This is a genomic window from Actinokineospora enzanensis DSM 44649 (genome assembly GCF_000374445.1).
GTDB classification, from domain to species: Bacteria; Actinomycetota; Actinomycetes; order Mycobacteriales; family Pseudonocardiaceae; genus Actinokineospora; species Actinokineospora enzanensis.
Genome location: NZ_KB894405.1, coordinates 121,709 through 147,804 on the forward strand (window position 1 = coordinate 121,709; position 26,096 = coordinate 147,804).

At 73.1% G+C, this 26,096-nt stretch carries 6 protein-coding genes; 4 read left to right on the top strand and 2 right to left on the bottom strand.

Going from position 1 to position 26,096, the window contains the following annotated elements; all coding sequences use genetic code 11:
- The first annotated feature begins 363 nt into the window (after positions 1 to 363).
- From C503_RS38075 to C503_RS38080, 3 genes are all read left to right on the top strand, one after another.
- Positions 364 to 19,242, top strand: coding sequence for a DUF11 domain-containing protein (locus tag C503_RS38075; protein ID WP_018681194.1), 18,879 nt, complete (start codon positions 364 to 366; stop codon positions 19,240 to 19,242).
- Between the two features lie 83 nt (positions 19,243 to 19,325).
- Entirely contained in the window at positions 19,326 to 19,703 is a 378-nt protein-coding gene (locus tag C503_RS0105535) for a response regulator transcription factor (RefSeq protein WP_018681195.1), read from the top strand.
- Positions 19,704 to 19,729: 26 nt separating this feature from the next.
- On the top strand, positions 19,730 to 22,675 hold the full coding sequence (locus C503_RS38080; RefSeq protein WP_169514498.1) for a hybrid sensor histidine kinase/response regulator: 2,946 nt from the start codon (positions 19,730 to 19,732) through the stop codon (positions 22,673 to 22,675).
- A gap of 5 nt (positions 22,676 to 22,680) precedes the next feature.
- Here the strand turns inward: C503_RS38080 and C503_RS0105545 are convergent, their stop codons facing one another.
- Positions 22,681 to 23,256 carry an NADPH-dependent FMN reductase gene (locus tag C503_RS0105545; protein ID WP_018681197.1) on the bottom strand — a complete coding sequence of 192 codons (576 nt, stop codon included), beginning with the start codon at positions 23,254 to 23,256 and terminating at the stop codon, positions 22,681 to 22,683.
- A gap of 104 nt (positions 23,257 to 23,360) precedes the next feature.
- Positions 23,361 to 24,056 carry a CpaE/TadZ family protein gene (locus tag C503_RS0105550; RefSeq protein ID WP_018681198.1) on the bottom strand — a complete coding sequence of 232 codons (696 nt, stop codon included), beginning with the start codon at positions 24,054 to 24,056 and terminating at the stop codon, positions 23,361 to 23,363.
- 289 nt (positions 24,057 to 24,345) lie between these two features.
- Here C503_RS0105550 and C503_RS38085 point away from each other — a divergent pair, with 289 nt between their 5' ends.
- The gene (locus C503_RS38085; protein ID WP_018681199.1) at positions 24,346 to 25,020 is read left to right on the top strand and encodes a response regulator transcription factor; all 675 of its coding nucleotides are present in this window, start codon (positions 24,346 to 24,348) and stop codon (positions 25,018 to 25,020) included.
- Positions 25,021 to 26,096: the final 1,076 nt, after the last annotated feature.

A 26,096-nucleotide genomic window follows, 5' to 3' on the forward strand; every position in this document is an offset into this window, starting at 1 on the left:
TCGCATTCACTGCCTCGACCGCTGTCTGCCCGTGACCCCTGACCGCCGTCGTGCCTCATCCTTGTGGTGATCAATTCGGGTTCTTTCCCGCTATCAGGTGAACGGCCGAACGCGCGTCGGCCACCGCGTCGAGCCCTGGTGCACTCGGTGTGACCTGCTGTTATGTGGATCTTCCCGGCTCAGCACTTCGTGCGCATCGACCGGGGTTTGCGATCGGCGCGACCGGGATCGAATGCCGGAAAAGACCCGCCGAGTAATCAACCGCGGTTATCCCCATACGATCGGGTATGGCCCATGCCAAGTTCGTCCACTTTGCCTAGAGTGATCGTCAGTTTGGTTCAGGCGACACCAAAGGAAACTGGCATGGGCGCGGCGTATCGAACCGGGTTTCCGCGGCGCACCCGCGCCGGTGTTCTCTGTCTGGCCATGGCGTTGCTGGCCACCTTCGTGCCCATCGTCGCGGCCCCGGTCGCCGAGGCCTCGGTCCGGCAGAACTTCGACGCCGTCTACTCCTCCGAGGAGAACGGCGCGATCACGCTCACCGGCGCCAGCTCCATGGACTGCCCCACCGCGACCTCCGGCTGCACGTCGGCGCGCACCGGCAGCGCCACCACGACCTCCAACAACAACAACGTCTACAACATGGCGTTCGTCGACGTGGACAGCGACGCGTCCACTTCGAACTCCTCGACCGCCACGCTGAACATGCCCACCGGCTCCACCGTCCTCTACGCGCGGCTGATCTGGGGTGGCCGCACCGTCGCGGGCACCAACGGCGTCGTGCCAACCAAGGCCGTCAACACCGCCAGGTTCCGCGCCCCCGGGGCCACCGCCTACACCACCTACACCGCCACCACGCTCATCCAGCCCACCGCGCTGGTCACCTCCGACGGCGGCCCCTACCAGGCCTCCATCGACGTCACCTCGGTGGTCAAGGCGGCGGGCGGCGGCACCTACGCGGTCGCCGACATCGGCGCCGCCACCGGCATGGACCGCTACGCGGGCTGGTCGCTGGTCGTCGCCTACCGCAACCCGACCCTGCCGCTGCGCAACCTGCGCGTGTTCGAGGGCTTCGCCGACATCACCTCGGCCACCGGCAACAACAGCGTCGACATCCCGGTCTCCGGCTTCCTCACCCCCACCACCGGCAACGTCAACGCCTCCGTCGGCGTCGTGGCCTGGGAGGGTGACTACGGCACCACCGGCGACGCGCTCAAGCTGGCGGGCACCACGCTCAGCGACGCGACCCGGCCCGCGAACAACTTCTTCGACTCGCGCATCAGCGACGCGGGCGTGGACCAGACCGGGCGAAGTCCCGGCAACCTCAACAACTTCGGTGTGGACATCGGCCGCATCGCCACCACGAACGTGCTGAGCAACGGCAGCACGTCGGCCACCATCAACCTGACCTCCAGCGGCGACTCCTACTATCCGGGCATCGTCACCAGCCAGATCGACCTGTTCACCCCGACCTTCAACGCGGTCAGCAAGACCGTAACCAACCTCAACGGCAACAACCCCGCGCAACCCGGCGACACGCTGGAGTACCGGCTCACGTTCACCAACTCCGGCGGCGACTACGCCGACGCCTCCGTCGTGCGCGACGCCCTGGCCACCGGTCTCACCTACCTGCCGGGCTCGCTCGTCGTCGACACCGACAGCGGCAGCACCACCGGAACACGAACGGACGCCCCAGGGGACGACTCCGCCGATTACACGGCGTCGGACAGAACAGTGCGCTTCCGGGTCGGCACCGGGTCGTCGGCCACCACCGGCGGCTCCATCGGCCCCAACGGCTCCGTGGCCGTGCGTTTCCGCGCCACGGTCAACCGCGCGGCCGCGGGCAGCACCATCGTCAACACCCCCGCGCTCGACTACCGCGCCCGCACACTGAACCGCAGCTACTCCTTCGCCGGTAACGACGTCAACACCGCCGTCAGCGCGCTCGCCGACATGTCCGCGGCCAAGACCGCGGCCACCCCCTCGCAGAACGCGGGCCAGACCGTCACCTACACCATCTCGGCGGTCAACAACGGCCCCAACGACGCCGCGGGCGTCACCCTGACCGACACTCTCCCCACCGGCACCACCTTCGTCTCCGCCACCCCGCCCTCGGGCACCTGCACCGCCTCAGGGCAAACGGTCACCTGCGCGATCGGCGCGGTCACCAACGGCACCACCGTGTCCGTGCCGGTCGTGGCCCGGATCAACGCCGACACCACCGGCGGCACCGTGATCAACTCGGTGCGGGTGTCCGCGACCACCGCCGACGACGTCGCGGTCAACAACACCGCCACCGCCCCGGTCGCCGTCACCCGCTCCGCCGACCTGGGTGTCACCACCTCGCTCACCGGACCGGTCGTGCCCGGCACCGAGCAGGCCACGCTGACCACCACGGTCACCAACGCCGGACCGTCCACGGCGGACAGTGTGGTGCTGAGCATCCCGGTGCCCGACGGCACCTATGTGGTCTGGGCCAGCGACGGCTGCGTGGTCACCTCGGGCACCCTGATCTGCACGGTGGGCACGCTGCCGCCCGGCCAGACCTACACCGCCACCGCCGTCCTTGGTGTCGTCTCCGGCTACACCAAGCCGACGCTCGCGGTGAACTCGTCGGTGTCCTCGCCGACCACCGACCCGAACACCGCCGACAACACCGCCACCGCCACCGCCATGGTCGTGCCCACCGCCGACATCGTGGTCACCCAGACCGCGTCGGACCCCAACCCGATCGCGGGCAACCGCACCAACTACACGGTCACCGTCTACAACGACGGCCCGTCCGACGCGCAGAACGTGGTCATCACCGACCCGCTGCCCGCGGGCGTCACGATCGTCAGCGCCAGCCCCCAGTCGGGCACCTGCGCCACCACCAACGGCACTGTGTCCTGCCAGCTGGGCACCGTCCCGGCGGGCGGCACCACCACGGTCAACCTGCGCGTCGCGATCGCCCCCGACCGCGCCGCGGGCCCGTTGGCCAACACCGCCTCCGGCACCACGAGCACCCAGCAGGACAACACGGCCAACGACGCGGCCACGGTCACCACGACCGTGCAGCGGGTCAGCGACCTCGCGCTGACCAAGACCGCCATCCCGACCCCGGTCGTGGTCGGCGCGCCGATCGCGTACACGCTGACCGTCACCAACAATGGCCCGTCCGCCGCCGACGCGGTCGTGGTCAACGACCCGCTGCCCACGGGCCTGACCGCCACCGGCGAGCAGTCCACCCAGGGCACCTGCACCATCACCGGGCAGACGGTCAACTGCGCGCTGGGCACCGTCGCCGCGGGCGCCACCGCCTCGGTCACGATCACCGCCGACACCCCGGGCACCGTGCCCGCCGCGGGCTTCACCAACACCGCGACCGTGGCCTCGGCGAGCACCGACCCGAACCCGGCCAACAACACCGCCACGCACGTGGCCAACGTGACCGCGCAGGCCGACATCACGGTGGCCGAGACGGTGGCGGGCACCGTGGTGAACGCGGGCCAGTCGACCCGCTACACCGCCACCGTCACCAACAACGGCCCCTCGGTCGCCACCGGCGTCACCTTCACCCAGGCCGTGCCCGCCGGGTTCGCCATCGGCACCATCACCCCGTCCACCGGCACCTGCCAGGTGGTCGGCGGCCAGGTCCAGTGCGCCATCGGCAACCTGGCCAGCGGCGCCAACGCCACCGTCGCCATCGATGTGAACGTGCCGTCCGGCCAGGCCACCGTGCCGGTCAACGCCACCGCCACGGCGAGCTCGGCGATCCCCGACCCGACCCAGTCGAACAACACCGCGACCACGCCGATCAGCGTGCGGGCGCAGGCCGACGTGCGGTTCGCCGGCCTGCAGGCCCCGGGCACGTTCCGCGCGGGCGAGTCGTTCACCCGCACCTTCGCCATCGGCAACGCGGGACCGTCCGACGCCCAGGGCGTCACCGTCCAGGCCGACCTGCCGGTGGGCGTGCTCGACCTGACCGCCACCGTCAACGGCATCACCTGCGCGGTCAACGGCGGCCGGATCAGCTGCCCGATCGGCACACTGACCGCCGGGCAGGTGGTGAACGGCTCGGTCAGCGGCCGGATCGCCGCGTCCAGCCCGCCGGGTCCGCGCGAGTTCTCGGCCACGATCAGCTCGTCCACCCCGGACCCGACCCCGGCCAACAACCAGGTCTCGGCCAGCACCGCGGTCACCGCGTACGCCGGGCTGGGCATCACCCAGACGGTCAACCCGACCCCGCTGGTGGCGGGCGCGCAGGCCACCTACCTGATCTCGGCCAACAACACCGGCCCGTCCGACGCGGTCAACGTCGCGGTCACCCAGAACCTGCCCGCGGGCGTCACCTTGGTCTCCGCGGTGAGCAGCCTGGGCGCCTGCACCACCACCGCGACCACAGTGAGCTGCACCGTCGACCGGCTGCCCGCGGGCGGCAAGGACGACGTGACCGTGGTGGTCGCCGTGTCGCCCACCGCGTCCGGCTCGATCGCCGCCGAGGCCCAGGTGCAGACCGACACGCCCAGCCCGGGCGGCGAGGACCAGCTCACCACGCTGACCACGCCGGTCGTGCAGAACGCGGAGCTGTCGATCATCGGCGGCGCCCTGCAGAGCCCGGTCCGCGCGGGCACCGCGCAGACCTACACGCTCACCGTGGCCAACTCCGGCCCGTCGGCGGCGGCGAACGTGACGTTCTCCGACACGCTGCCCGACGGCATGGTGCTGCTGCCCGGCGGCCTGGTCACCCAGGCGGGCACCTGCACGCCGAACCCGGACGGCAAGGGCGCCACCTGCGCGCTGGGCACCGTGGCCCCGGGCAGCTCGGTCGCCATCGTGCTGACGGCGCTGGTGCCCGCGGACACCCCGGCGGGCACGGTCCTCACCGACACCGCCGCCGTCGGCTCGCCGACCGCGGACCCGACCCCGGACAACCGATCGGTCACCATCCCGGTGACGGTGAGCACCGCGGCCGACCTGACCGTCAGCACCACCTCCACCTCGACCAACGCCGGGGCGGGCCAGGACATCCGGTACGACATCACGGTCGCCAACCACGGCCCGTCCACCGCGCGCACGGTCACCCTCACCGACCCGCTGCCCGCGGGCACCACGTTCGTCTCCGCCGACACCGGCTGCGCGCTCGCGGGCGCACAGGTGCAGTGCGCGCTCGGCGACCTGGCCCAGGGCGCGATCACCACGAAGACGATCACCCTGCACCTGGCGCCGGACTACCCGAGCCCGACCGTGGTCAACACCGCCACGGCCACCTCGCCGACCAGCGACCCGAACCCGGCGGACAACGCGGGCACGATCACGCACACGGTCAACTACACCGCCAACCTGGCCGCCACCAACGTGATCACCTCCGGCCCGGTGGTGGCGGGCAGCCCGGTCACCTACCACGCGACCATCACCAACAACGGCCCCGCGCAGGCACCGCAGCTGGTGCTGACCGACCCGATGCCCGCGGGCACCACCTACGTCAGCGCCGTCGCGGGCTCGGGCGGCACCTGCGTGTTCGCCACCGGCGCCGTGCGGTGCAGCTGGCCGTCGCTGGCGCTGGGTGCCACCGTGGCCGCCGACATCACCGTGCGGTTGTCCAGCACCACCCCGGCGGGCGGCGCGCTGGCCAACACGGTGACCGCGAGCTCCGCCGTGCCCGACCCGGACGCGGCCGACAGCTCCGCCACCGCCACCGGCACTGTCGGCGCGGTCGCCGACCTGGCCGTCACCCAGGTGCTCACCTCCGGGCCGCCGATCGCGGGCGGCCGGGTCACCTGGCAGGCCGTGATCACCAACAACGGCCCGTCCTCGGCCTACGGCGTGGCCACCACCGACCCGGCCCCGGCCGGGGTCCGCTACACGGCCGCGTCCTCGACCGTCGGCACCTGCACCTTCGACAGCGCGGGCGCCCAGTGCTCGGTCGGCACCATCCCGTCCGGCGGCACCGCCACGGTCACCCTGACCGGCACCCTCGCCCCCGACTACACCGGCACCGCGGTCACCAACACCGTCACCGTCGCGGCCACCTCGACCGACCCGAACACGGCCAACAACACCGCCTCCGCGGTGTCCGACGCGGGCAGCAGCGCCGACGTCAAGCTGGCCATGACCGCCGCGCCGGAGCCGGTCGTGCCCGGCCGCAACGTCTCCTGGACGATCACCGCGGGCAACGACGGGCCGTCCATCGCGCGCGGCGTGGTGATCACCGACGACCTGCCGACCGGGGTCACCCCGCAGCCGGTCGCGGGCTGTTCGATCACCGGCCGCCGGGTCACCTGCCCGGTGGGCGACATCGCGCCGGGCGCCACCACCTCGGTCACCCTGAGCGGCCTGCTGGCCGCGAACTTCAGCGCCGCGTCGCTGCGCAACACGGCCACGGCCAGCAGCGGCACCGCCGACCCGGACGTCTCGTCCAACTCGGCCACCACCACCTCCACGCCGAACGCGAGCGCGAACCTGGCCGTGCAGGTGGGGCAGCCCGCCACCGCCGTGGCGGGCCAGGACGCGAGCTGGCCGGTCCGGGTCACCGACGCGGGCCCGTCCGACGCCACCGGCACCGTGGTCACGGTCTCGGTCCCGGCGTACCTGTCCAACGCGCGGGCGAGCTGGCCGGGCGGGTCCTGCACGATCTCCGGCGCCACCGCCACCTGCGCGCTGGGCGTGGTCGGGGCCGGGCAGACCACCGAGGTCACGCTGACCGGCACCATCGACCCGGCCTACACCGGGCCGCTCACCGTCGGCGCCGAGGTCACCGCGCAGACCGCCGACCCGAACCTCGCCGACAACACGACCAACTCGGTGTCGGCCACCTCGCAGTCCGCCGACCTGATCGCCTCGGTGACCCCGCCCGCCGCGGCCGTCCCGGGCACCGTGCAGACCTGGGTGCTCGGCACCCGCAACCTCGGCCCGTCCACGGCCACCGGCGTGGTGCTCACCAACACGCTGCCCGACGGCCTGAGCGGTGTCACCGCCACGACCGTGACCGGCACCTGCACCGTGGCGGGCAAGAACGTCACCTGCCAGGTCGGCGACCTGGTGCCGGGCGCGACCGCGATGGTGTCGATCTCCGGCCTGCTCGCCGCGAACGTGTCCGTCCCGACCCTGGTCGACACCGGCGCGAGCAACTCGACCACGCCCGACCCGAACACCGCCAACAACTCGGCCTCCGGCAGCTCGCCGGTGACGCCGAACGCCAACCTGCACGTGGCCGCCGCCGTCACCCAGGGCCCGGTGCAGGGCGCGGCGATCGCGTTCGTGGTCGAGGTGAGCAACACCGGCCCGTCCGACGCGCAGTCGGTCACCGTCACCGACACGCTGCCCAGCACCATCAGCGGCCTGACCGCCGACACCCCGCAGGGCAGCTGCACGATCACCGGCCAGGTGCTCACCTGCGCGCTGGGCACGCTGGCCGCGGGCGCGCCCGCCGTGCCGGTCACCATCCGCGGCATGCTCGCCGACGGCGCCGGGAACTCGGTGACCACCTCGGCCACCGCCAGCAGCCCGACCACCGAGGTCGACACCTCGGACAACACCGGCACGGTCACCGCGTCGGCCACCGAGTCGGCGAACGTCGCGGTCACCGTGGACGCGCCCGCCTCGGTCACCGCGGGCACCGGCCTCGTCTACACGGTCACGGTCCGCAACGCGGGACCGTCCACCGCGCACGCGGTCGCCATCGACCGGGTGCTGCCCGCCGCGCTGACCGGCGCCACCACCGACAACCCGGCCTGCCCGGCCACCGGCGGCACCTGCGTGCTCGGCGACATCGCCCCGGGCGCGTCGGTCGTGCTGCACATCTCCGGCACGGTCGACCCGGCCTACACCGGCGAGGCGCTCGACTCGCGGATCACCGCGTCGGCGACCTCGCCCGACCCGGACAGCCGGGACAACGCCGCCACCACCCGGGTCGCGGTGACCCGCACCGCCGACCTCGGCGCGACCATCTCGGTCGACCCGAGCCCGGTCGTGGCCGGTCGCCCGCTGCTCTACACCGCGACGATCACCAGCCAGGGCCCGTCCGCGGTCAACGGCGTCGTCACCTTCTCCGCGCTGCCGGACGGCACCGAGGTCGCGGGCCCGATCACCGCCGACCGCGGCACCTGCTCGGTGATCGTGCGCAGCGTGGTCTGCGACCTCGGCACGCTCCCGCCCGGCACGCCGGTCGTGGTGCGTATCCCGGTGGCGCTGAGCGCGTCGTTCGCCGAGCCCACGCTCACCAACACCATCTCGGTGCAGGCGCCGACCCCGGACCCGAACCCGGCCAACAACTCGGCGAGCGCCGCGGCCTCGGTCAGCGCGCTGGCCGACTTCAAGGTCGGCGTCGCCGCGCCCGCCGCGGTCACCCCGGGCGAGCTCACCAGCTGGGACATCACGGTCGACAACCACGGCCCGTCGGACGCGCCCGCGACCGTGTCGCAGACGCTGCCGCTGGGCGTGGACGAGATCACCGCCGTCAGCTCGCAGGGCACCTGCGCACTCAGCGGCCAGACCGTGACCTGCGACCTGGGCACCGTGGCCGCCAACGGCAGGATCACCATCACCGTGCACGGCAGGCTGGCGCCGGACATCACCGCGCCCGACCTGACCACCACCGCGATCCTGACCTCGCCGGTCGCCGAGCCCGACCCGAACCAGTCCGACGGCCGCTCGGCCAGCGTCACCAGCACGGTGACGCCGAGCGCCAACGTGTTCGTCGAGGTCGTCGCCGACCAGCCGACGCTCACCCCGGGCACCACCGCGACCTGGACCGTGACCGCCACCAACGCGGGCCCGTCCACCGCCCGCGGCGTGGTGGTCGGCGCGACCCCGCCGGGCGTGGCGACCGGCGCGAGCCTGGTGGTCGTCGACCACCCCGGCATCACCTGCGACGCCACCCTGCACTGCGCGGTCGGCGACCTGCCGCCGGGCAAGGAGGGCGCGGTCCGGTTCACGCTCACCGCGACGTTGCCCGCCAAGATCACCGACGCGGTGCTGGACACCGACGCCGACGTGACCGCCACGACGCCCGACCCGAACCCGGGCGACAACACCGCCACCGCCAGCACCCCGGTCAGCGCCAGCGCCGACCTGCGGCTGACCCTGGCCGTGGCGCCGCAGCCGATCGTCGCGGGCGGCCCGGTCACGATCACCGCCACGCTCGCCAACGACGGCCCGTCCACCGCGCCGGGCACCACCTTCACCATGCCGGTGCCGGTCGGCGTGGACGGCGTGACGATCGAGGCCCCGCCGGGCGCGCTGTGCGACACGGTGAACCAGACGGTGTTCTGCACCGTCGGCGACGTGCCGCCGGGCCAGGTCCAGGTCGTGGTCCGCGGCACCGTGTCGCCCACCTACACCGACGACTCGCTGTCGGTCACCGCGTCCACCGACTCGGACGTGGCCGACCCGAACCCGCAGAACAACACCGTGACCACGGTGTCGCAGTCGAGCGTGTCCGCCGACCTCGGGGTCAGCCTCGCGGTCGACCCGGCCGCGCCGGTCGCGGGCGCCCCGGTCACCGTCACCGCCAAGGTGCGGGCGAACGGCCCGTCCACCGCCGCCGACGTCACCTTCCGGCTGCCGGTGCCGGACGAGCTGCGCGACGTGCAGGTCACCGCGCCCGCCGGGGTCACCTGCGACGCCACCGTGTCCTGCACCCTGGGCACGCTCACCCCGGGCACGGAGATCGACATCGTGCTGCGCGGCACGGTCGCGCCGGACTTCGGCGGCGACATGGTGCTGACCGGCACCGTCGACGCGGCCAGCCCGGACGACACCCCGGACAACGACAGCGCCACGGTGACCAGCGCGGTCGGCGGCAACGCGGACCTGTCGGTGACCACCGCCGTCGACCCGATGCCGCTGACCGCCGGGTCGCCGGTCACGCTGACCTCGACCATCCACAACGCCGGTCCGTCCACCGCGGGCAAGACCGCGTTCACGCTGCCGGTCCCGGCCGGGTTCACCGATGTCGAGGTGATCGCGCCCAACGGCGTGACCTGCGACGACACGGTCGCTTGCCAGGTCGGCGTGGTCAACCCCGGCCAGGACATCCAGATCGTGGTGCGCGGCCGGATCGCGCCCGACCTCGCCGCGGGCCCGGTGACGCTCGCCTCGACCGTCACCTCGGCGGTCGACGACGCCAACCAGGCCGACAACACCGCGCAGGTCGCCACCTCCGTCGGCATCGCCGCCGACGTGCGGGTCGGGCTGGTCGTCGACCCGATGCCGCTGGTCGCGGGCTCGCCGGTGACCGCAACGGCCACCGTGCACAACGACGGCCCGTCCACCGCCACCGGGGTCGGCTTCTCGCTGCCGGTCCCGGCCGGGTTCACCGAGGTCGTCGTCGCCGCGCCCAACGGCGTGACCTGCGACAACACCGTGTCCTGCACCGTGGGCACGCTGGCCCCCGGCGCCGAGGCGGTGATCACCGTGCGCGGCCGGATCGCGCCGGACGTGACCGCCGCGGACATCACCCTCACCGGCTCGGCGACCACCACCAGCGCCGACCCGTCGCAGGCCAACAACTCCGTCACCGCCACCACCGGGGTCGGCGCCGACGCCGGGCTGGCCATGGCGTTGACCGTCGACCCGGCGCAGGTCACCCCGGGTACCCCGGTGACCGCCACGGCGACCCTGCACAACGGCGGCCCGTCCACCGCCGCGGGCGCCACCTTCACCCTGCCGGTCCCGGCCGGGCTCACCGGCGTCACGGTCACCGCGCCGCCTGGCGTGGTCTGCGACGCCGTGACATCGCCGGTCACCTGCACGGTCGGCTCGATCGCGCCGAACACCGACGTCGTGATCACCGTCCGCGGCACCGTCGACCCGGCCTACGCCGGACCCGATATCACCTTCACCGCCACCGGCGGCTCGCAGACGCCGGACGCGAACCCGGCCGACGACACCATCACCGTGACCCGCCCGGTCGCGGCGGTCGCCGACCTGTCCGCCACCGCCGACATCACCCAGGCCAACCCGGTCGCGGGCAGCCCGATCGACATCGTGGCCACGGTGGTCAACAACGGCCCGTCCACCGCGGTCGGCGCCACCCTGAACATCCCGGTGCCCGCCGGGGTCCAGGGCGTGACCGTCACCGCGCCGCCGGGCGTCACCTGCGACGGCGGCGTGTTCTGCACCGTCGGCACGCTCGCCCCGGGCGCCTCCGCGCAGGTCACCCTGCACGGCACGGTGGCACCGGACGTGACCGCGCCGATCTCGGTGACCGCCACGGCCACCTCACAGACCGGCGACCCGACGCCGGGCAACAACTCGGCGACCGACACCGGCACCACCGGCACCACCGCCGACCTGGCGTTCACCGCGCAGGTCTCGCCCGACCCGATCACCGCGGGCACCGCGGTCACGGTCGGCACGCACCTGGTCAACAACGGCCCGTCCACCGCAACCGGCGTGACCGTCACGGTGCCGGTCCCGGCCGGGCTGACCGACGTGACCGTCACCGCGCCGCCCGGCGTCACCTGCGACAACACCGTCGCCTGCACCGTCGGCACGCTCGCGCCGGGGGCGAGCGTGGACGTGGTCATCCACGGCACGGTCGCGCCGAACGTGACCGCGCCGCTGACCATCACCGGCAACGCCGCCTCGCCGGTCGGCGACCCGAACACCGCCGACAACGCCTTCACCGCCACCGGCACCGTCAGCACCGCCGCCGACCTGTCCGCCGTCGTGGCCTTCGCGCCGGGCGCGGTGACCGCGGGCTCGCCGGTCTCGGCCAAGGTCACCCTGCACAACGCGGGCCCGTCCACGGCCGCGGGCACCACCGTGTCGGTGCCGGTCCCGGCCGGGCTCACGGACGTGAGCGTGATCGCGCCCAACGGCGTCACCTGCGACAACACCATCGCCTGCACCCTGGGCGACCTGGCGCCGGACGCCACGGTCGAGATCACCGTCAACGGCCGCGTCGCACCCGCCTTCACCGGCGACCTGACACTGACCGCCACGGCGGCCACCACCGCCACCGACCCGTCGACCGCCGACAACACCGGCACGGCCACCAGCCAGGTCGCCACCTCGGCCGACCTCAAGGTCACCTCGACGCTCGACCCGACCGCCCTGGTCGCGGGCTCGCCGTTCACCTTCGCCACCACGATCGACAACAGCGGCCCGTCCACCGCCACCGGCGTCACCTTCACCCTGCCGGTCCCGGCAGGCGTGACGGGCGTCAGCGTGGTCGCGCCGCCGGGCGTCACCTGTGACAACACCGTCACCTGCACCGTCGGCGCGGTCACCCCGGGCACCCCGGTGCGGATCGAGGTCACCGGCACCGTCGACCCGGCCTTCACCGGCAACTTGCTGGCCTTCACCGGCACGGTCGCCTCGCCGACGCCCGACCCGGACACCGCGGGCAACGCCGCGACGATCACCGCGAACGTCACCCAGGCCGCGGGCCTGCGGGTCGTGGTCACCCCCGACCCGCTCAGCGCCACCTCGGGCGCGCCGATCACGATCACCGCGAGCGCGCGCAACACCGGCCCGTCCACGGCCACCAGCGTCACCCTCGCCCTGCCGGTCCCGGCGGGCCTGGAGAACATCCAGGTCATCGCCCCGGCCGGGGTCACCTGTGACGCCACCGTGGCCTGCACGGTGGGCATGCTGGCGCCGAACACCCAGGTCGACGTGGTGGTCCGCGGCACGATCGCGTCCGACTTCGCGGGCAACGAGCTGATCCTCACCGGGTCGGCGAACACCGCGACGAACGACCCGGACCAGTCCGACAACAGCGTCACCGTGCCGGTCCAGGTCAACGCGACCGCCGACCTGAGCGCCACCACCACCGTCGACCCGGCCACGCTCACCGCGGGCTCGCCGGTCACCGTCACCACGACCATCCACAACACCGGCCCGTCGGCCGCGGTCGGCACCACCTTCACCATGCCGATCCCGGACGGCCTGACGACCGTGGCGGTCACCCCGCCTGCGGGCGTCACCTGCGACATCGCCCTGGCCCGCGCGGGCATGGTCACCTGCGCCGTCGGCTCCGTCGACGCGGGCGCCGACCTGGCGATCGTGGTCACCGGCACGGTCGACCCGGCGTTCACCGGGAGCTCGCTGACCATCGCCACCTCGGTCACCTCGCCGACACCGGACCCGGACGCCGCGGGCAACGGCTCCAGCACCACCGTCCCGGTGGGCGTCAACGCCGACCTGGCCTCGTCGTTCACCATCGACCCGGCCACGCTGACCGCGGGCTCCGCGTTCACCGTCGCCGCGGCCGTGCGCAACGCGGGCCCGTCCACCGCCACCGGCGTGACCTTCACCGTCCCGATCCCGGCCGGGGTCGAGAACGTCACGGTCACCGCCCCGGCGGGCGTCACCTGCGACAGCACCGTGGCCTGCACCATCGGGACGATCACGCCGGGCACCACGGTCACGGTCACCGTCCAGGGCCGCGTCGCCGCCGACTTCACCGGCACCTCGCTGCCGTTCTCGGCGACCGCGTCCTCGGCCACGCCCGACACCACGCCGAACAACAACACCGCCACCTACGACGCCCAGTCCGGCGCCGCGGCGGGCCTGAGCGTGGCCACCGTGTTCGACCCGACCGCGCCGACCGCGGGCTCGCCGATCACCATCCGCTCCACGCTGCACAACGACGGGCCGTCCACCGCCGCGGGCGTGACCTTCGCGCTCCCGGTCCCGGCGGGCCTCACCAACGTCACGGTCGTCGCCCCGGCGGGCGTCACCTGCGACAGCTCCGTGTCCTGCACCGTCGGCGCGGTCGCGCCGGGCACCGACGTGGTGGTGGAGGTGCGCGGCACGGTCGTCGCGGACCTCACCGGCACCCTGTCGGTGACCACGACCGCCGCCACCACCACGCCGGACCTGAACCAGACCGACAACTCGGCCACCGCCTCGGCCGCCGTCGGCGTGACCACCGACCTCGGCGTCAGCGTGGTCGCCGACCCGACCTCGGCCACCGCGGGCTCGCCGTTGGCGCTGACCACCACGGTCAGCAACACCGGCCCGTCGACCGGGAAGAACGTCACGGTCACCGTCTCGGTGCCCGCCGGGCTCACGAACGTCACCGTCGACGCGCCGCCCGGGGTCACCTGCGACACCACGGTCGTCTGCACCATCGACACGATCGCGGCGGGCGCCGACACGGTGATCACCGTGCGCGGCACCGTGTTGCCGACCTTCACCGGCCCGAACCTGTCGTTCACCGGCGCGGTCTCCTCGGCCGCGGGCGACCCGAACGGCGCGGGCAACACCACCACGGTCGACGTCCCGGTCTCGGTGGCCGCGGGCCTGGGCGTCGTCTCGGTCACCGGCCCGACCACCGCCACCGCGGGCACCCCGGTCACGGTCACGACCACGCTGCACAACGCGGGCCCGTCGACCGCGCAGGGCGCCACCCTGACGCTGCCGGTCCCGGCCGGGCTGACGAACGTCACCGTCACCGCGCCCACCGGCGTCACCTGCGACAACACCGTCTCCTGCACCCTGGGCGACGTCGCGCCGAACGCCGACGTGGTGATCACCGTGCAGGGCACCGTGGACAGCGCCTACACCGGCCCGCCGCTGGTGTTCACCGCCACCGCGGCCTCGCCGAGCGCCGACCCGACCCCGGGCGACAACGCGGGCACCGCCACCGTGCCGGTGAGCGTGGCCGCCGACCTGGCGCTGACCACCGCGCTCGACTCGACCACCCTGACCGCCGGGAACGCCGTCCGGCAGACCGCCACGCTGCACAACAACGGCCCGTCCGCCTCGGCCGGGGTCACCCTGTCGCTGCCGGTCCCGCCGGGCGTCACCACCGTGACCGTGACCGCGCCGCCGGGCGTCACCTGCGACACCTCGGTGTCCTGCACCGTGCCGCCGCTGGCCCCGGGCGCCACCGTGGACATCGTGGTCGGCGGCACCGTCGACCCGGCGTTCACCGGCGACCAGATCATCTTCACCGGCCAGGTGATCACCAGCTCGCCGGACCCGGGTGCGCAGGACAACACCGCCGAGGTGACCGCCCAGGTCGGCGCGTCCGCCGACCTCGCCATCACCGCCGCGCTCACCCCGGCGACGCTCACCCCGGGCTCGCCCGCCCAGGTCACCGCGACCGTGCGGAACACCGGGCCGTCGACCGCCGCGGGCGTCACCTTCACGCTGCCGGTCCCGGCGGGCGTCACGAACGTGATCGTCCACTCGCCCGCGGGCGTCACCTGCGACAACACGGTCACCTGCACCATCGGCGACCTGGCCCCGGGCGCCTCGGTCGACCTGACCGTGGACGCGGTGCTCGCGCCGAACGCGAACGCCACCTCGATGACCTTCACCGCCACCGCCGCCTCGCCCACCGCCGACCCGGCGCAGGGCAACGACAGCGTGGTGCTGACCGCGAACGTGAGCGCCTCCGCCGACCTGTGGGTGCGCACCACGTTCGACCCGACCGCGCTCACCGCGGGCAACCCGTTCGCCGCCACCACGGTGATCGGCAACACCGGGCCGTCCACCGCGACCGGGACGACCTTCACCTTCCCGATCCCGGCCGGCGTCGACCCGGCATCCGTGTCGGTCACCGCGCCGCCCGGCGTGACCTGCGACAACACCGTCACCTGCACGATCGGTGACGTGCCGCCGGGCACCGACATCACGATCGTCGTCGGCGGCCGGGTCGCCCCGACCACGACCACCGCGCCGACCTTCACCGCCACCGTGTCCTCGCCGACCCCCGGCCAGGACCCGGCCGACCGCACGGTCACCATCACCCCGTCGCTGACCGTCGCCGCCGACCTCGGCGTGGCCATGGCCCTCGACCCGGCCAAGCCCACCGCGGGCACCGCGGTCGCGGCCACGGTGACGCTGTCCAACGCGGGCCCGTCCACCGCCACCGGCGCCGTCGTCACCATCCCGGTCCCGGCCGGGCTCACCGGGGTCCAGTTCGTCACCCCGGCGGGCGTGAGCTGCGACCCGACCGGCACCTGCGTGGTCGACTCGCTGGCGGGCGGCGCGACGCTGACGATCGTGCTGCGCGGCACGGTCGCGCCGAACACCACCGCGGACCTGGTCTTCTCCGCCACCGCGGCGTCGCCGTTCAGCGACACCGACCCGGCGGACAACACGGTCACCGTCACCGCCCCGGTCACCACCGCGGCCGACCTGGTCACCGCCGCCGCGATCACCTCCGGCCTGCCCACCGCGGGCTCGCCGGTGGCGATCACCGCCTCGGTCACCAACGACGGACCGTCCACCGCCGCGGGCACCACGCTGGCCGTGCCGCTGCCCGCGGGCCTGGCCGACATCGTGGTCACCGCCCCGCCGGGCGTCACCTGCGACACCACGGTCACCTGCACGATCGGCGACCTGGCCCCCGGCACCAAGGTCACCATCGGCATCACGGCGGACATCCCGCCCGCCTACGACCAGCCGTTCGACCTGACCGCCACCTCGACGAGCACCACACCGGACCCCGACGACTCGGACAACTCCGTGGTCGCCGCCGGTGCCGTGCAGACGGTCGCCGACCTGGTCCTGACCGCCACCCTCGGCCCGGACCCGCTGGAGGCGGGCGGCCCGGCGACGGTCACCGCGTCCGTGGTCAACAACGGCCCGTCCACCGCCCGCGACGTCACGATCTCCGTGCCGGTGCCCGCCGGGCTCACCGACATCGCCGTCACCGCGCCGCCCGGGGTCACCTGCGACACCACCGTGACCTGCGTGGTCGACGCGCTCGACCCGGGCGCCACCGTCCAGGTCACGGTCACCGGCACCATCCCGGCCGACCAGATCGACGACCTGGCGAGCACGGTGACCGTCGACTCCGCCGCCATCGACCCGGACACCGACACCAACACCGTGGCGCTGACCAGGCCGGTCGGCGCCCAGGCCGACCTGTCGGTGATCGCCGACTTCACCGCCGACCAGCTCACCGCCGGGTCCCCGGCGGTCGTGCGGGCCACCGCGCGCAACGCCGGACCGGCCACCGCCACCAAGGCCCGGCTCTCCCTCGGCCTGCCCGGCGAGCTGCAGAACCTGGTGATCACCGCACCGCCGGGGATCACCTGCGACACCACCGTGGCCTGCGACCTGGGCGACCTGGCCCCGGGCGCGGAGGTGACCATCGAGGTGCGCGGCGTGTTCGACGCCGACGTCACCGGCGACGCCTCGATCACCGCCCAGGTCGAGTCGCGCACGCACGACCCGAACCCGGACAACGACTCGATCTTCGTCAGCCAGGACGTCAACTCCTCGACCGACGTGGCGCTGACCAACACCGGCCCCGGCCAGGTCTACGCGGGCGCCGACGTCACCTGGACGCTCGGCGTGCACGTGGGCGGCCCGTCGCAGGCCAGGGACGTGATCGTGGTCGACACCCTGCCCGCGGGCGTCACCCTGGTCTCCGCCGACCCGGCGTGCACGCTGCAGGGCTCGACCCTGCGCTGCCTGCTCGGGGCGATGGCGCCGAACACCGACCGGACGCTGACCGTCACCGGGCACGTCGACCCGGCGTTCACCGGCGCGCAGCTGTCCAACGCGGCCTCGGTCACCTCGACGGTCGCCGACACCAACCTGGACAACAACACCGCACAGGCCGTCACCTCGGTCGTCCGATACGTGGACCTGGGCATGACCAAGACGCTCTCGCCGGACCCGGTGGTGCCCGGCGGCCAGGCCACCTTCACCCTGGAGGTCGCCAACTACGGCGCCTCCACCGGCACCAACGTGGTGATCACCGACCCGATCGGCACCGGCCTCACCCCGGTCAGCGCCACCGCCAACCAGGGCACCTGCGCCATCGACGGCCAGCTGGTCACCTGCGCGCCCGGCTCGATCACCCCGGACGGCACCGTGATCGTCACCATCGTGGTCGACGTGGACGCCGGGTTCGTGCCCGACGAGATCAGCAACACCGCCACCGTGGTCTCCGACGTCGCCGACTCCGACGGCTCCGACAACACCGCCACCGTCGCGGGCGCCTCCGCCCCGCAGACCGACCTGGCCGTGGTGAAGACCGCGGACCGGCCGGACTACGGGCCGGGCGACCCGATCAGCTGGCTGGTGTCGATCACCAACACCGGCGTCTCCACCGCCCGCGGCGTGGTCCTGACCGACCGGCTGCCCGCCTCCGTCGACCAGTACACGCTGCCCAACGGCTGCGCGGTCACCGCGGGCTCGATGATCTGCACCCTGGGCGACATCGCCGCCGGGGACACGCAGCTGGTCAACGTCAGCGGTGTGGTCCGCGCCGACGCGCCGGTGGGCACGATCGACAACAGCGCCGCCGTGGCCTCCTCGACGGCCGACTCCAACACCGCGAACAACACCTCCACCGTGTCGAGCCTGCTCGACGCCCGCGCCGACCTGCGGCTCACCAAGACCGCCGACGGCCAGATCGTGCCCGGCACCGACGCGGCCTGGCTGCTCGCGGTGACCAACGACGGCAACGCCGCCGCCCGGGACGTGGTGGTCACCGACGCACTGCCCGCAGGCGCCACGTTCGTCTCGGCCACCGGCGGCACCTGCACCGCGACCGCCAACGTGGTCAGCTGCGCGCTCGACCCGATCGCCCCGGGCACCACGACCACGGTCCGCCTGCTGACCGCCATCGCCGCCGACTACGACGGCGCGTCGATCAGCAACAGCGCCGTGGTCACCTCCAGCACCCCCGACCCGGACGGCGGCAACGACAGCGACGCCGCGGTGGCCAACATCAGCCGCAAGACCTCGCTGTCGGTCACCAAGACCGCCGACAAGGCCAAGGCCACGATCGGCGACACGATCACCTGGGTGGTCACCGTCGCCAACGCGGGCCCGTCCGACGCGCTCGCCGCCTCGGTCACCGACGAGCTGCCCGCGGGCGTCACCCTGCTCTCCGCGGTGACCAGCGCGGGCACCTACGACCCGGCCACCGGCAGCTGGCGCCTGGACGGGGTCGACGTGAACGAGCGGCCCACCCTGGTGGTCACCGCCCGGGTCGACAAGGCGGGCTCGCTGGTCAACGTCGCCACCGTCAGCGCCCAGGACGTCATCGACTCCGCGGACAACGACGACACCGCCCAGGCGCTCACCGACGTCGCCGCCGCCAACAACGGCAACACCGACAACAACAACACGGGGACCAGCACCGAGAACAACTCCGGCACCAGCACCGACAACGGCACGAGCACCGGCACGCAGCCGACCACCGCGACCGAGGCCACCGACCAGAACCTCAGCTACACCGGCTTCGCGCTCTGGCGCTGGCTGAGCATCGGCCTGCTGCTCACGCTGGCGGGCGTCGCCCTGGTCACCCAGCCCTGGCGTCGGGGCAGGCGGTCGTGACCGCGGGCTGCGCCAGGGGCCGCGTCGAACCCGGCACGCGGGCACCCCGCCGCGCGCCGGGGCCGGGGGAAGGAGGACGCGCGGTGGCGCGGATTCTGCTCGCCGAGGACGACCCGGACCTCAACGACCTGGTCACGTTCAAGCTGGAGCAGGCGGGTTTCGAGGTCACCTCGGTGGCCACCGGCCCGGACGTGCTGCACGCGGTGGAGGCGGGCGTGCCCGACCTGTTCCTGTTGGACGTGACCCTGCCGGAGATGACCGGCCTGGAGGTGTGCGCGGCGCTGCGCCGGGCGGAGGCCACCCGGGACAGCCCGGTCGTGCTGCTCACCGGCCTGGGCAGGCAGACCGACATCGCCGCGGGCCTGTCCAGCGGCGCAGACGACTACCTGCTCAAGCCGTTCAGCCCGAACGTGCTCATCGAACGCGTCAACCAGCTGCTCACCGACCACGGCGGCGGGTGACCCACGCCGGGATGGACAACCGACCGATGGACAACCGACCGATGGACGACACCGGGATCGGCACCGGGCCCGCCGAGCCGGTCCTGCCCGCCGGGCTGCGCGAGGCCCTCGAACCCGACATCGGGCCGGAGCACACCGGGGTCTGGCGGTGGACGGTCGGCAGGCTGCTCACCCTGGGCTACGTGCTGGCCATCGGCGGCATGCTGATCGTGGGGTTGAACTCCTTCATCCGCATCGGCACCCTGATGCAGGACCGGGCGCCGGTGGAGCGCAGCCACCAGGTGCTGGCCCAGATCGCGCAGGTGTGGCAGCAGGTGCAGGACGCCGAGCGCGGCCAGCGCGGGTACCTGATCGCGGGCGACGAGCAGTACCTGGCGCCCTACCGGTCCGCGGTCGCCCAGATCGGCCAGACCATGGACACCCTGGGCGCGCTCACCGACGACGCCTCACGCACCGGGCAGTTGCTGGAGTCGCTGCGCCCGGTGGTCGCGGACAAGCTCGACGAGCTGGACGAGACGATCAGGCTGTACACCACCGAGGGGGCCGCCCCGGCACTGGCGCTGGTCGCGTCCGGGCGCGGGATGCGGGACATGTCCACCATCGACGACATCCTCACCGACATGCGCCGCGAGGAGGAGCAGCTGCTGGCGCTGCGGCTGCAGGTCAGCACCGACAGCGGCGACGCGACCCGCGCGCTGATCCTCGCCGTCACCCTGGGCGTCGCGCTGGTCGCCGGGGGCCTGGCGATGTGGATCACCCGCAAGGTGACCCGCCCGGTGGCCAGGGTGACCGCCGCGGCCCGGCAGGTGACCGCGGGCAACACCGCCGAGCGCGCGGTGGTCGGCGGACCGGTCGAACTCGAACAGATGGCGATGGCGGTCAACGCGTCGATGCAGGCGATGGAGCAGGCGCGGGCACAGGCGGTCGCGGCGAGCAAGGCCAAGGCCGCGTTCCTGGCCACCATGAGCCACGAGATCCGCACCCCGATGAACGCCGTGATCGGCATGACCGGCCTGCTGCTGGACACCGACCTGACCACCGAGCAGCAGGAGCTGGTGCGCATCGTGCGCGACAGCGGCGACGCGCTGCTGGCCGTGATCAACGAGATCCTGGACTACTCCAAGATCGAGGCGGGCGAGCTGGAGCTGGAGGACGCCTCCTTCCACATCGCCGACTGCGTGGACAGCGCGCTGGCCCTGGTCGCGGTGTCCGCCTCGGACAAGGAGCTGGAGCTCATCGGCTACGTCGACTCGTCCTGTCCGCCGGTGCTGCGCGGCGACGCCACCCGGCTGCGGCAGGTCCTGCTGAACCTGCTCAGCAACGCGGTCAAGTTCACCGCGCGCGGCGAGGTCGCGATCAACGTGCGGGCCGAGCCGCTGCCCGGCCCCGGCGAGCCGATGGTGCGGCTGTTCGCGGTGGTCAGCGACACCGGCATCGGCATCCCGGCGGAGCACCTGCCGCGACTGTTCCAGTCGTTCAGCCAGGTGGACGCCTCCACCACGCGCCGCTTCGGCGGCACCGGCCTCGGCCTGGCGATCAGCAGGCGGCTGGCCACCGCGATGGGCGGCGACATCACCGTCACCAGCACCCCCGGCATCGGCTCCACCTTCACCGTGAGCGCGCTGCTGCGGATCTCGCCCACCGTCGACGGCGGCGACCTGCAGCCAAGCTGGGCGGCGGTGATGACGGACCGCACCGCGCTGGTGGTGGACGACAACGACACCAATCGCAGCGTGCTGCGCGCGCAGCTGGCCGAGATGGGGCTGCGCTCGGTGGACGTGGCCTCCGGCCCGCAGGCGATGGAGCTGCTCGGCAAGGGCGCGCACTTCGACGTGGCGCTGCTGGACATGGAGATGCCGGAGATGGACGGCATCGCACTGGCGAACGCGATCAGCGACCTGCTCGGCCAGGGCGGCCTGCCGATGATGCTGCTCAGCAGCGTGACGGTGCCGTTGACCGGGGAGCAGCGCGGCCTGTTCGAGTCGGTGCTGACCAAGCCGGTGCGGGTGAGCACGCTGCGCACCACCCTGCACCGGCTGCTCAGCGGCGCGCAGTCGGCGGCCGAGCAGGCCAGGAAGCCGGGGCCCGCGCCGGTCGGGGCGGCGTCGCTGCGCATCCTGGTCGCCGAGGACAACCTGGTGAACCAGAAGGTCGCGCAGCTGATGCTGGCCAAGCTGGGCTACCGGGCGGACATGGTGTCCAACGGCCGCGAGGCGGTCCAGGCGGTGCGGCTGCGCCCGTACGACGTGGTGCTGATGGACGTCCGGATGCCGATCATGGACGGGCTGGAGGCGACCCGCACGATCCGCGCCGAGCTGCCCGCCGACCGGCAGCCGCACATCGTGGCGATGACCGCGAGCGTGCTGGTCGAGGACTGGAACGCGTGCACGGCCGCGGGCATGGACGACTACCTGCCCAAACCGGTCCGCCCGGTCGACCTCGGCGAGGTGCTGCGCAAGCTGACCGCGGAGATCCCGCAGGCCAGGCTGGACAGCGACGCGGCCGCCGTCGAGGCCGTCGTGGTGCCCGCGCGGCCGGTCGAGCCGGTCGAGTCCGTGCAGGCCGCGGCGCCGGACGATCCGGAGATCGCCGACCGGGCCGCCGCCATCCGAGAGCGGCTGGAGGAGCTGACCGGGCCGGACCCGTCGGAGCCGGAGCGGGCGCTGATCGCCCGCATGCTGACCTCGTTCGCGAGCAAGTCGCTGCCCGCGCTGGCCGAGCTGGGCGACACGCTGCGCCGCGGCGACGCCGAGGAGACCGCCACCCAGACCCACTCGCTCAAGGGCGCGGCCGCCAACATCGGCGCGAACCGGCTGGCCGACCTGCTGCTGGTGCTGGAGGAACAGGCCCGCTCGGCGACCCTGCCCGCCCCGGAGTCCACCCTGCCGCTGCTGCGCGGCGAGTACGACCTGGTGGTCGCGGCCGCCCACCTCATCGCGGCGGAACTCGACTCCGGGGCGTTCTCCTCGTAGCGGGGCTAGACGCAGGCGGTCGCCGCCTGCCGCAGCGGGGCGAGGGCGGTGCTCCAGGCGATGACCTGGTCGAGCAGGGTGGTCAACGCGGGCAGGTTGTAGTCGCCGGGCTTGAACACGCTGAAGTTCTCGAACTCCGTCATCAGCGACAACGCCACCTGCTGCCGCACGTCCGCCATCTGCAGCTCACCCGCGATCAGCCGCAGATGCTCCACGGCGCGCGCGCCACCGACCGAGCCGTACGAGACGAACCCGACGGCCTTGTTGTTCCACTCCTTGAACAGGAAATCGATCGCGTTCTTCAGCACGCCCGAGGTGCTGTGGTTGTACTCCGGCGTGACGATGACGAACCCGTCGAACGAGGCGATCGTGGCCGCCCACGCCTTCGTGTGCTCGTTCTGGTACTGGCCGAGCGAGGGCGGGATGGGCTCGTCCAGGTGCGGCAGCGGATAGTCGCGTAGGTCCACCAGCTCGAACTCGGCGTCCCCACGCCGCTGGGCGATATCCCGCACCCAGTGCGCGACCTGCTCGCCGTTGCGGTTGGGGCGCGTGCTGCCGAGGATGATCCCGATCCGAGTCATGACCTCTCCCGTCGCTGAATGGGCCGCACCGTGTACCCGGTTCGGAGGGTACGACCGGGCCACCGGCCGGGCACGTCGTCACCACCCGGCCAGGGGACCCCGGGTCAGGGCCGGTCGACGTGGTCGCGGGCGAGTTCGCGCAGGATCCGGGTGTAGGGGTGGCTGGGGGACACGCGGACCAGCGGCACGCCGTGGTTCACCGACATCGGGATCTCCTGGGCGGCGGGCAGCCAGGCCGCGACCGGGCCGCGCACACCGCGCTCGATCTCGTCGGCGGTCATCCCGCTGTCCGGGTAGGCGCGGTTGACCACGACCGTGCGCAGGGCGGGGTCGTGGTCGATGGTGTCCAGGGTGTCCTGCAGCTGCCGCAGCCCGCGCAGCGCGGGACGCTCCGGGGTGGTCACGAGGATCTGCTGGTGGGCGTACTCCAACGCGGTCATCACGTGCTTGTTCATGGTGGACGGCGTGTCCACGACCACGTAGGCGTACATGGTGGACAGCCCGGCGAGCAGCTCGTTGACCACCCGATCGGGCATCCGGCCGGGGTCACCGAGCACGGTGGGCGCGAGCACGGCGTACAGCCCGCGCCCGAGCCGGGTGGCGACGCCCGCGTCCGGCACCCCGCCCTCGTCGACCTCGGCGTCGAACTGGTCGGCCACCGCGCCCGCGGTGAAGTCCAGGTCGACCAGGCAGACCGGGCCGCGGTGGTGGTCGGCCAGCACGGTGGCCAGGTTGGCGGCGAACGTGGTCTTCCCGCAGCCGCCCCTGCCCGAGACGACCGTGACGATATGCGCGCCCACCCTGCTCCCTCACTCCGGAAGTCACAGAGCGTGGCTCCTCCGACGGCCTCGGCGGCAGCGGCCGGACGGGTCGAGTCGGCAGGCCGACCGGCCGACACGTGTCCGCCGATCGACCGACACATATCGATCTGACCAGCGTTTTCCATAGCACGTTCGCTGACCTGGGGGTTTGCTCCGACGGTTGCGACACAGTTTCGGATCGGGTGTAACCCCGGTCGGCGGTAAACCGACAGTCACCAGTGTCATCGCCCGTACGGGTGATGGGTTGTGCTGGGGAAGGTGGTCTGTGGTGATTCGCACCGTGGTGGTCGACAGCGACACACTGACGCGGTACGGCCTGACGATGCTCGCGGGCGCCCACCCCGACATCGACGTCGTCGGCGAGACCGGCTCCGCCGCCGCCGCCCCCGCCCTGGTCGCCGACCTGCGCCCGGACGTCGTCCTCATCGACGCCACCCTCGCCGACGGCGACGGCATCGCCCTGGCCCGCCGCCTGCGCGCCTCCTACCCGGACCTCGGCCTGGTCGTCCTCGCCTCCGAACACCAGGACGACGTCCTCTTCCGCGCCCTCGACACCGGCGCCTCCGCCTTCGTCACCCGCACCGCCCCGGTCGTCGAGGTCCTCAGCGCCATCCGCCACGCCAACGTCGCCGCCACCTCGTTCACCGCCACCGGCCTCCTGGACGCCCTCACCCGCCGCCGCGAACGCGACGCCCGGTTCGCACTCTCCCCGCGCGAACGCGAAGTGCTGACCCTGCTCCGCGACGGCCTGTCCATCCCCGAGATCGCGGGCACCATCCACATCAGCCACTCCACGGCCAAGACCTACGTCTCCCGCCTCTACGACAAGCTCGGCGCCTCCAGCCGGGCCCAGGCCCTGATGACCGCCCTCCGCACCGGCCTTATCGACTACCAGGGCCTCTCCACCACCCCACCCACCTCCACCCGTGAATGGCTCGCCTGACCACCGCTTGATCCACTGCCGTCCCGACCCCGTCCCGCTGGCCTGGCCGTGAAACCCTGCGTGAGCAGGCCACCGAGCCTCACCGGCCTGCCTCCGACACGCCCCTGACGACTGCCACATCCGACGGCGGTCGATCGGAGTACCTGGGCGACCCACGACCGTTGCCCGCCGACCAGGCACTCCGCCATGGTCCGACGAACCGCGACCCGTCAGCGGATGCTCAGCAGCCGGCGACCGGCGCACCCCGATGAGTGGCGCACCTGATAACCGGCGCGTCCCGCACGCGTCCTCGGCACCAGCCATTCGCCGCTTGATCCGCCGCGTCATGCCGCGCGTACCAGGCCTTGCCCAAGCCGCCCAGGCGCCGACACTTGATCTTTCACCCTAGCCTCGCGCGCCTCTGGCCTCACGCGCCCATGGAATCAGGCGCCCAGCGTGGCAGCAGGCGCCCAGGACAGCACGCGAGGTGGCCAGGACAACGCGCGCCCGGCGCCTGGTCCCCACCCACCACGCGCACTACCCCGAGTCGGCCCCGCACTACTCCCAGCTGGGCCCCGCGCTATCCGCAGCCGGCCCCGCACCGCCCGCAGCTCCAGCTCCGCACCACCGCAGCCCATCGCGCACCGCCACCAGCGTCCGGTCATCTGCGCCCGTGCGTTGCCGCCTGCGTTCGGCAACTCGCGCTCGCTACACCCGGCGCACCGACGCCCAACACATCCACACTCAACACATCCACACCCGACACACCCCGCGCCCCGCGTCCGGCACACCCACACTCAACACATCCACCCCGGCACACCCGCACCCCGGTATACCCGCACCCCGGCATACCCGCACCTGGCACGATCCACCTCCGGCACCATCCACGTCCGGCATACCCGCGTCCGGCAGGCCACGTCCGCCACTGCCAGCACACCGCCTCCGGCATCCGCGTATCCGGCGCTGCGGTGCGCTCCGGCGCCGCGTCCCCGCCGCTAGGCGGTCACCGCTTGGCCCGTCCGCTTCATTCCTTCCCGGCCCGGCTGTATCCCCCGGCCATCTCGACCTCGATCCACTTCACCCCCGGGTCGTCCGCG

What these genes read in the sequence shown, in the direction of transcription:
- C503_RS38075 (WP_018681194.1), top strand. Translation starts at nt 364, where the DNA reads ATGGGCGCGGCGTATCGAACCGGGTTTCCGCGGCGCACCCGCGCCGGT.
- C503_RS38080 (WP_169514498.1), top strand. Translation starts at nt 19,730, where the DNA reads ATGGACAACCGACCGATGGACGACACCGGGATCGGCACCGGGCCCGCC.
- C503_RS0105545 (WP_018681197.1), bottom strand. Translation starts at nt 23,256, where the DNA reads ATGACTCGGATCGGGATCATCCTCGGCAGCACGCGCCCCAACCGCAAC.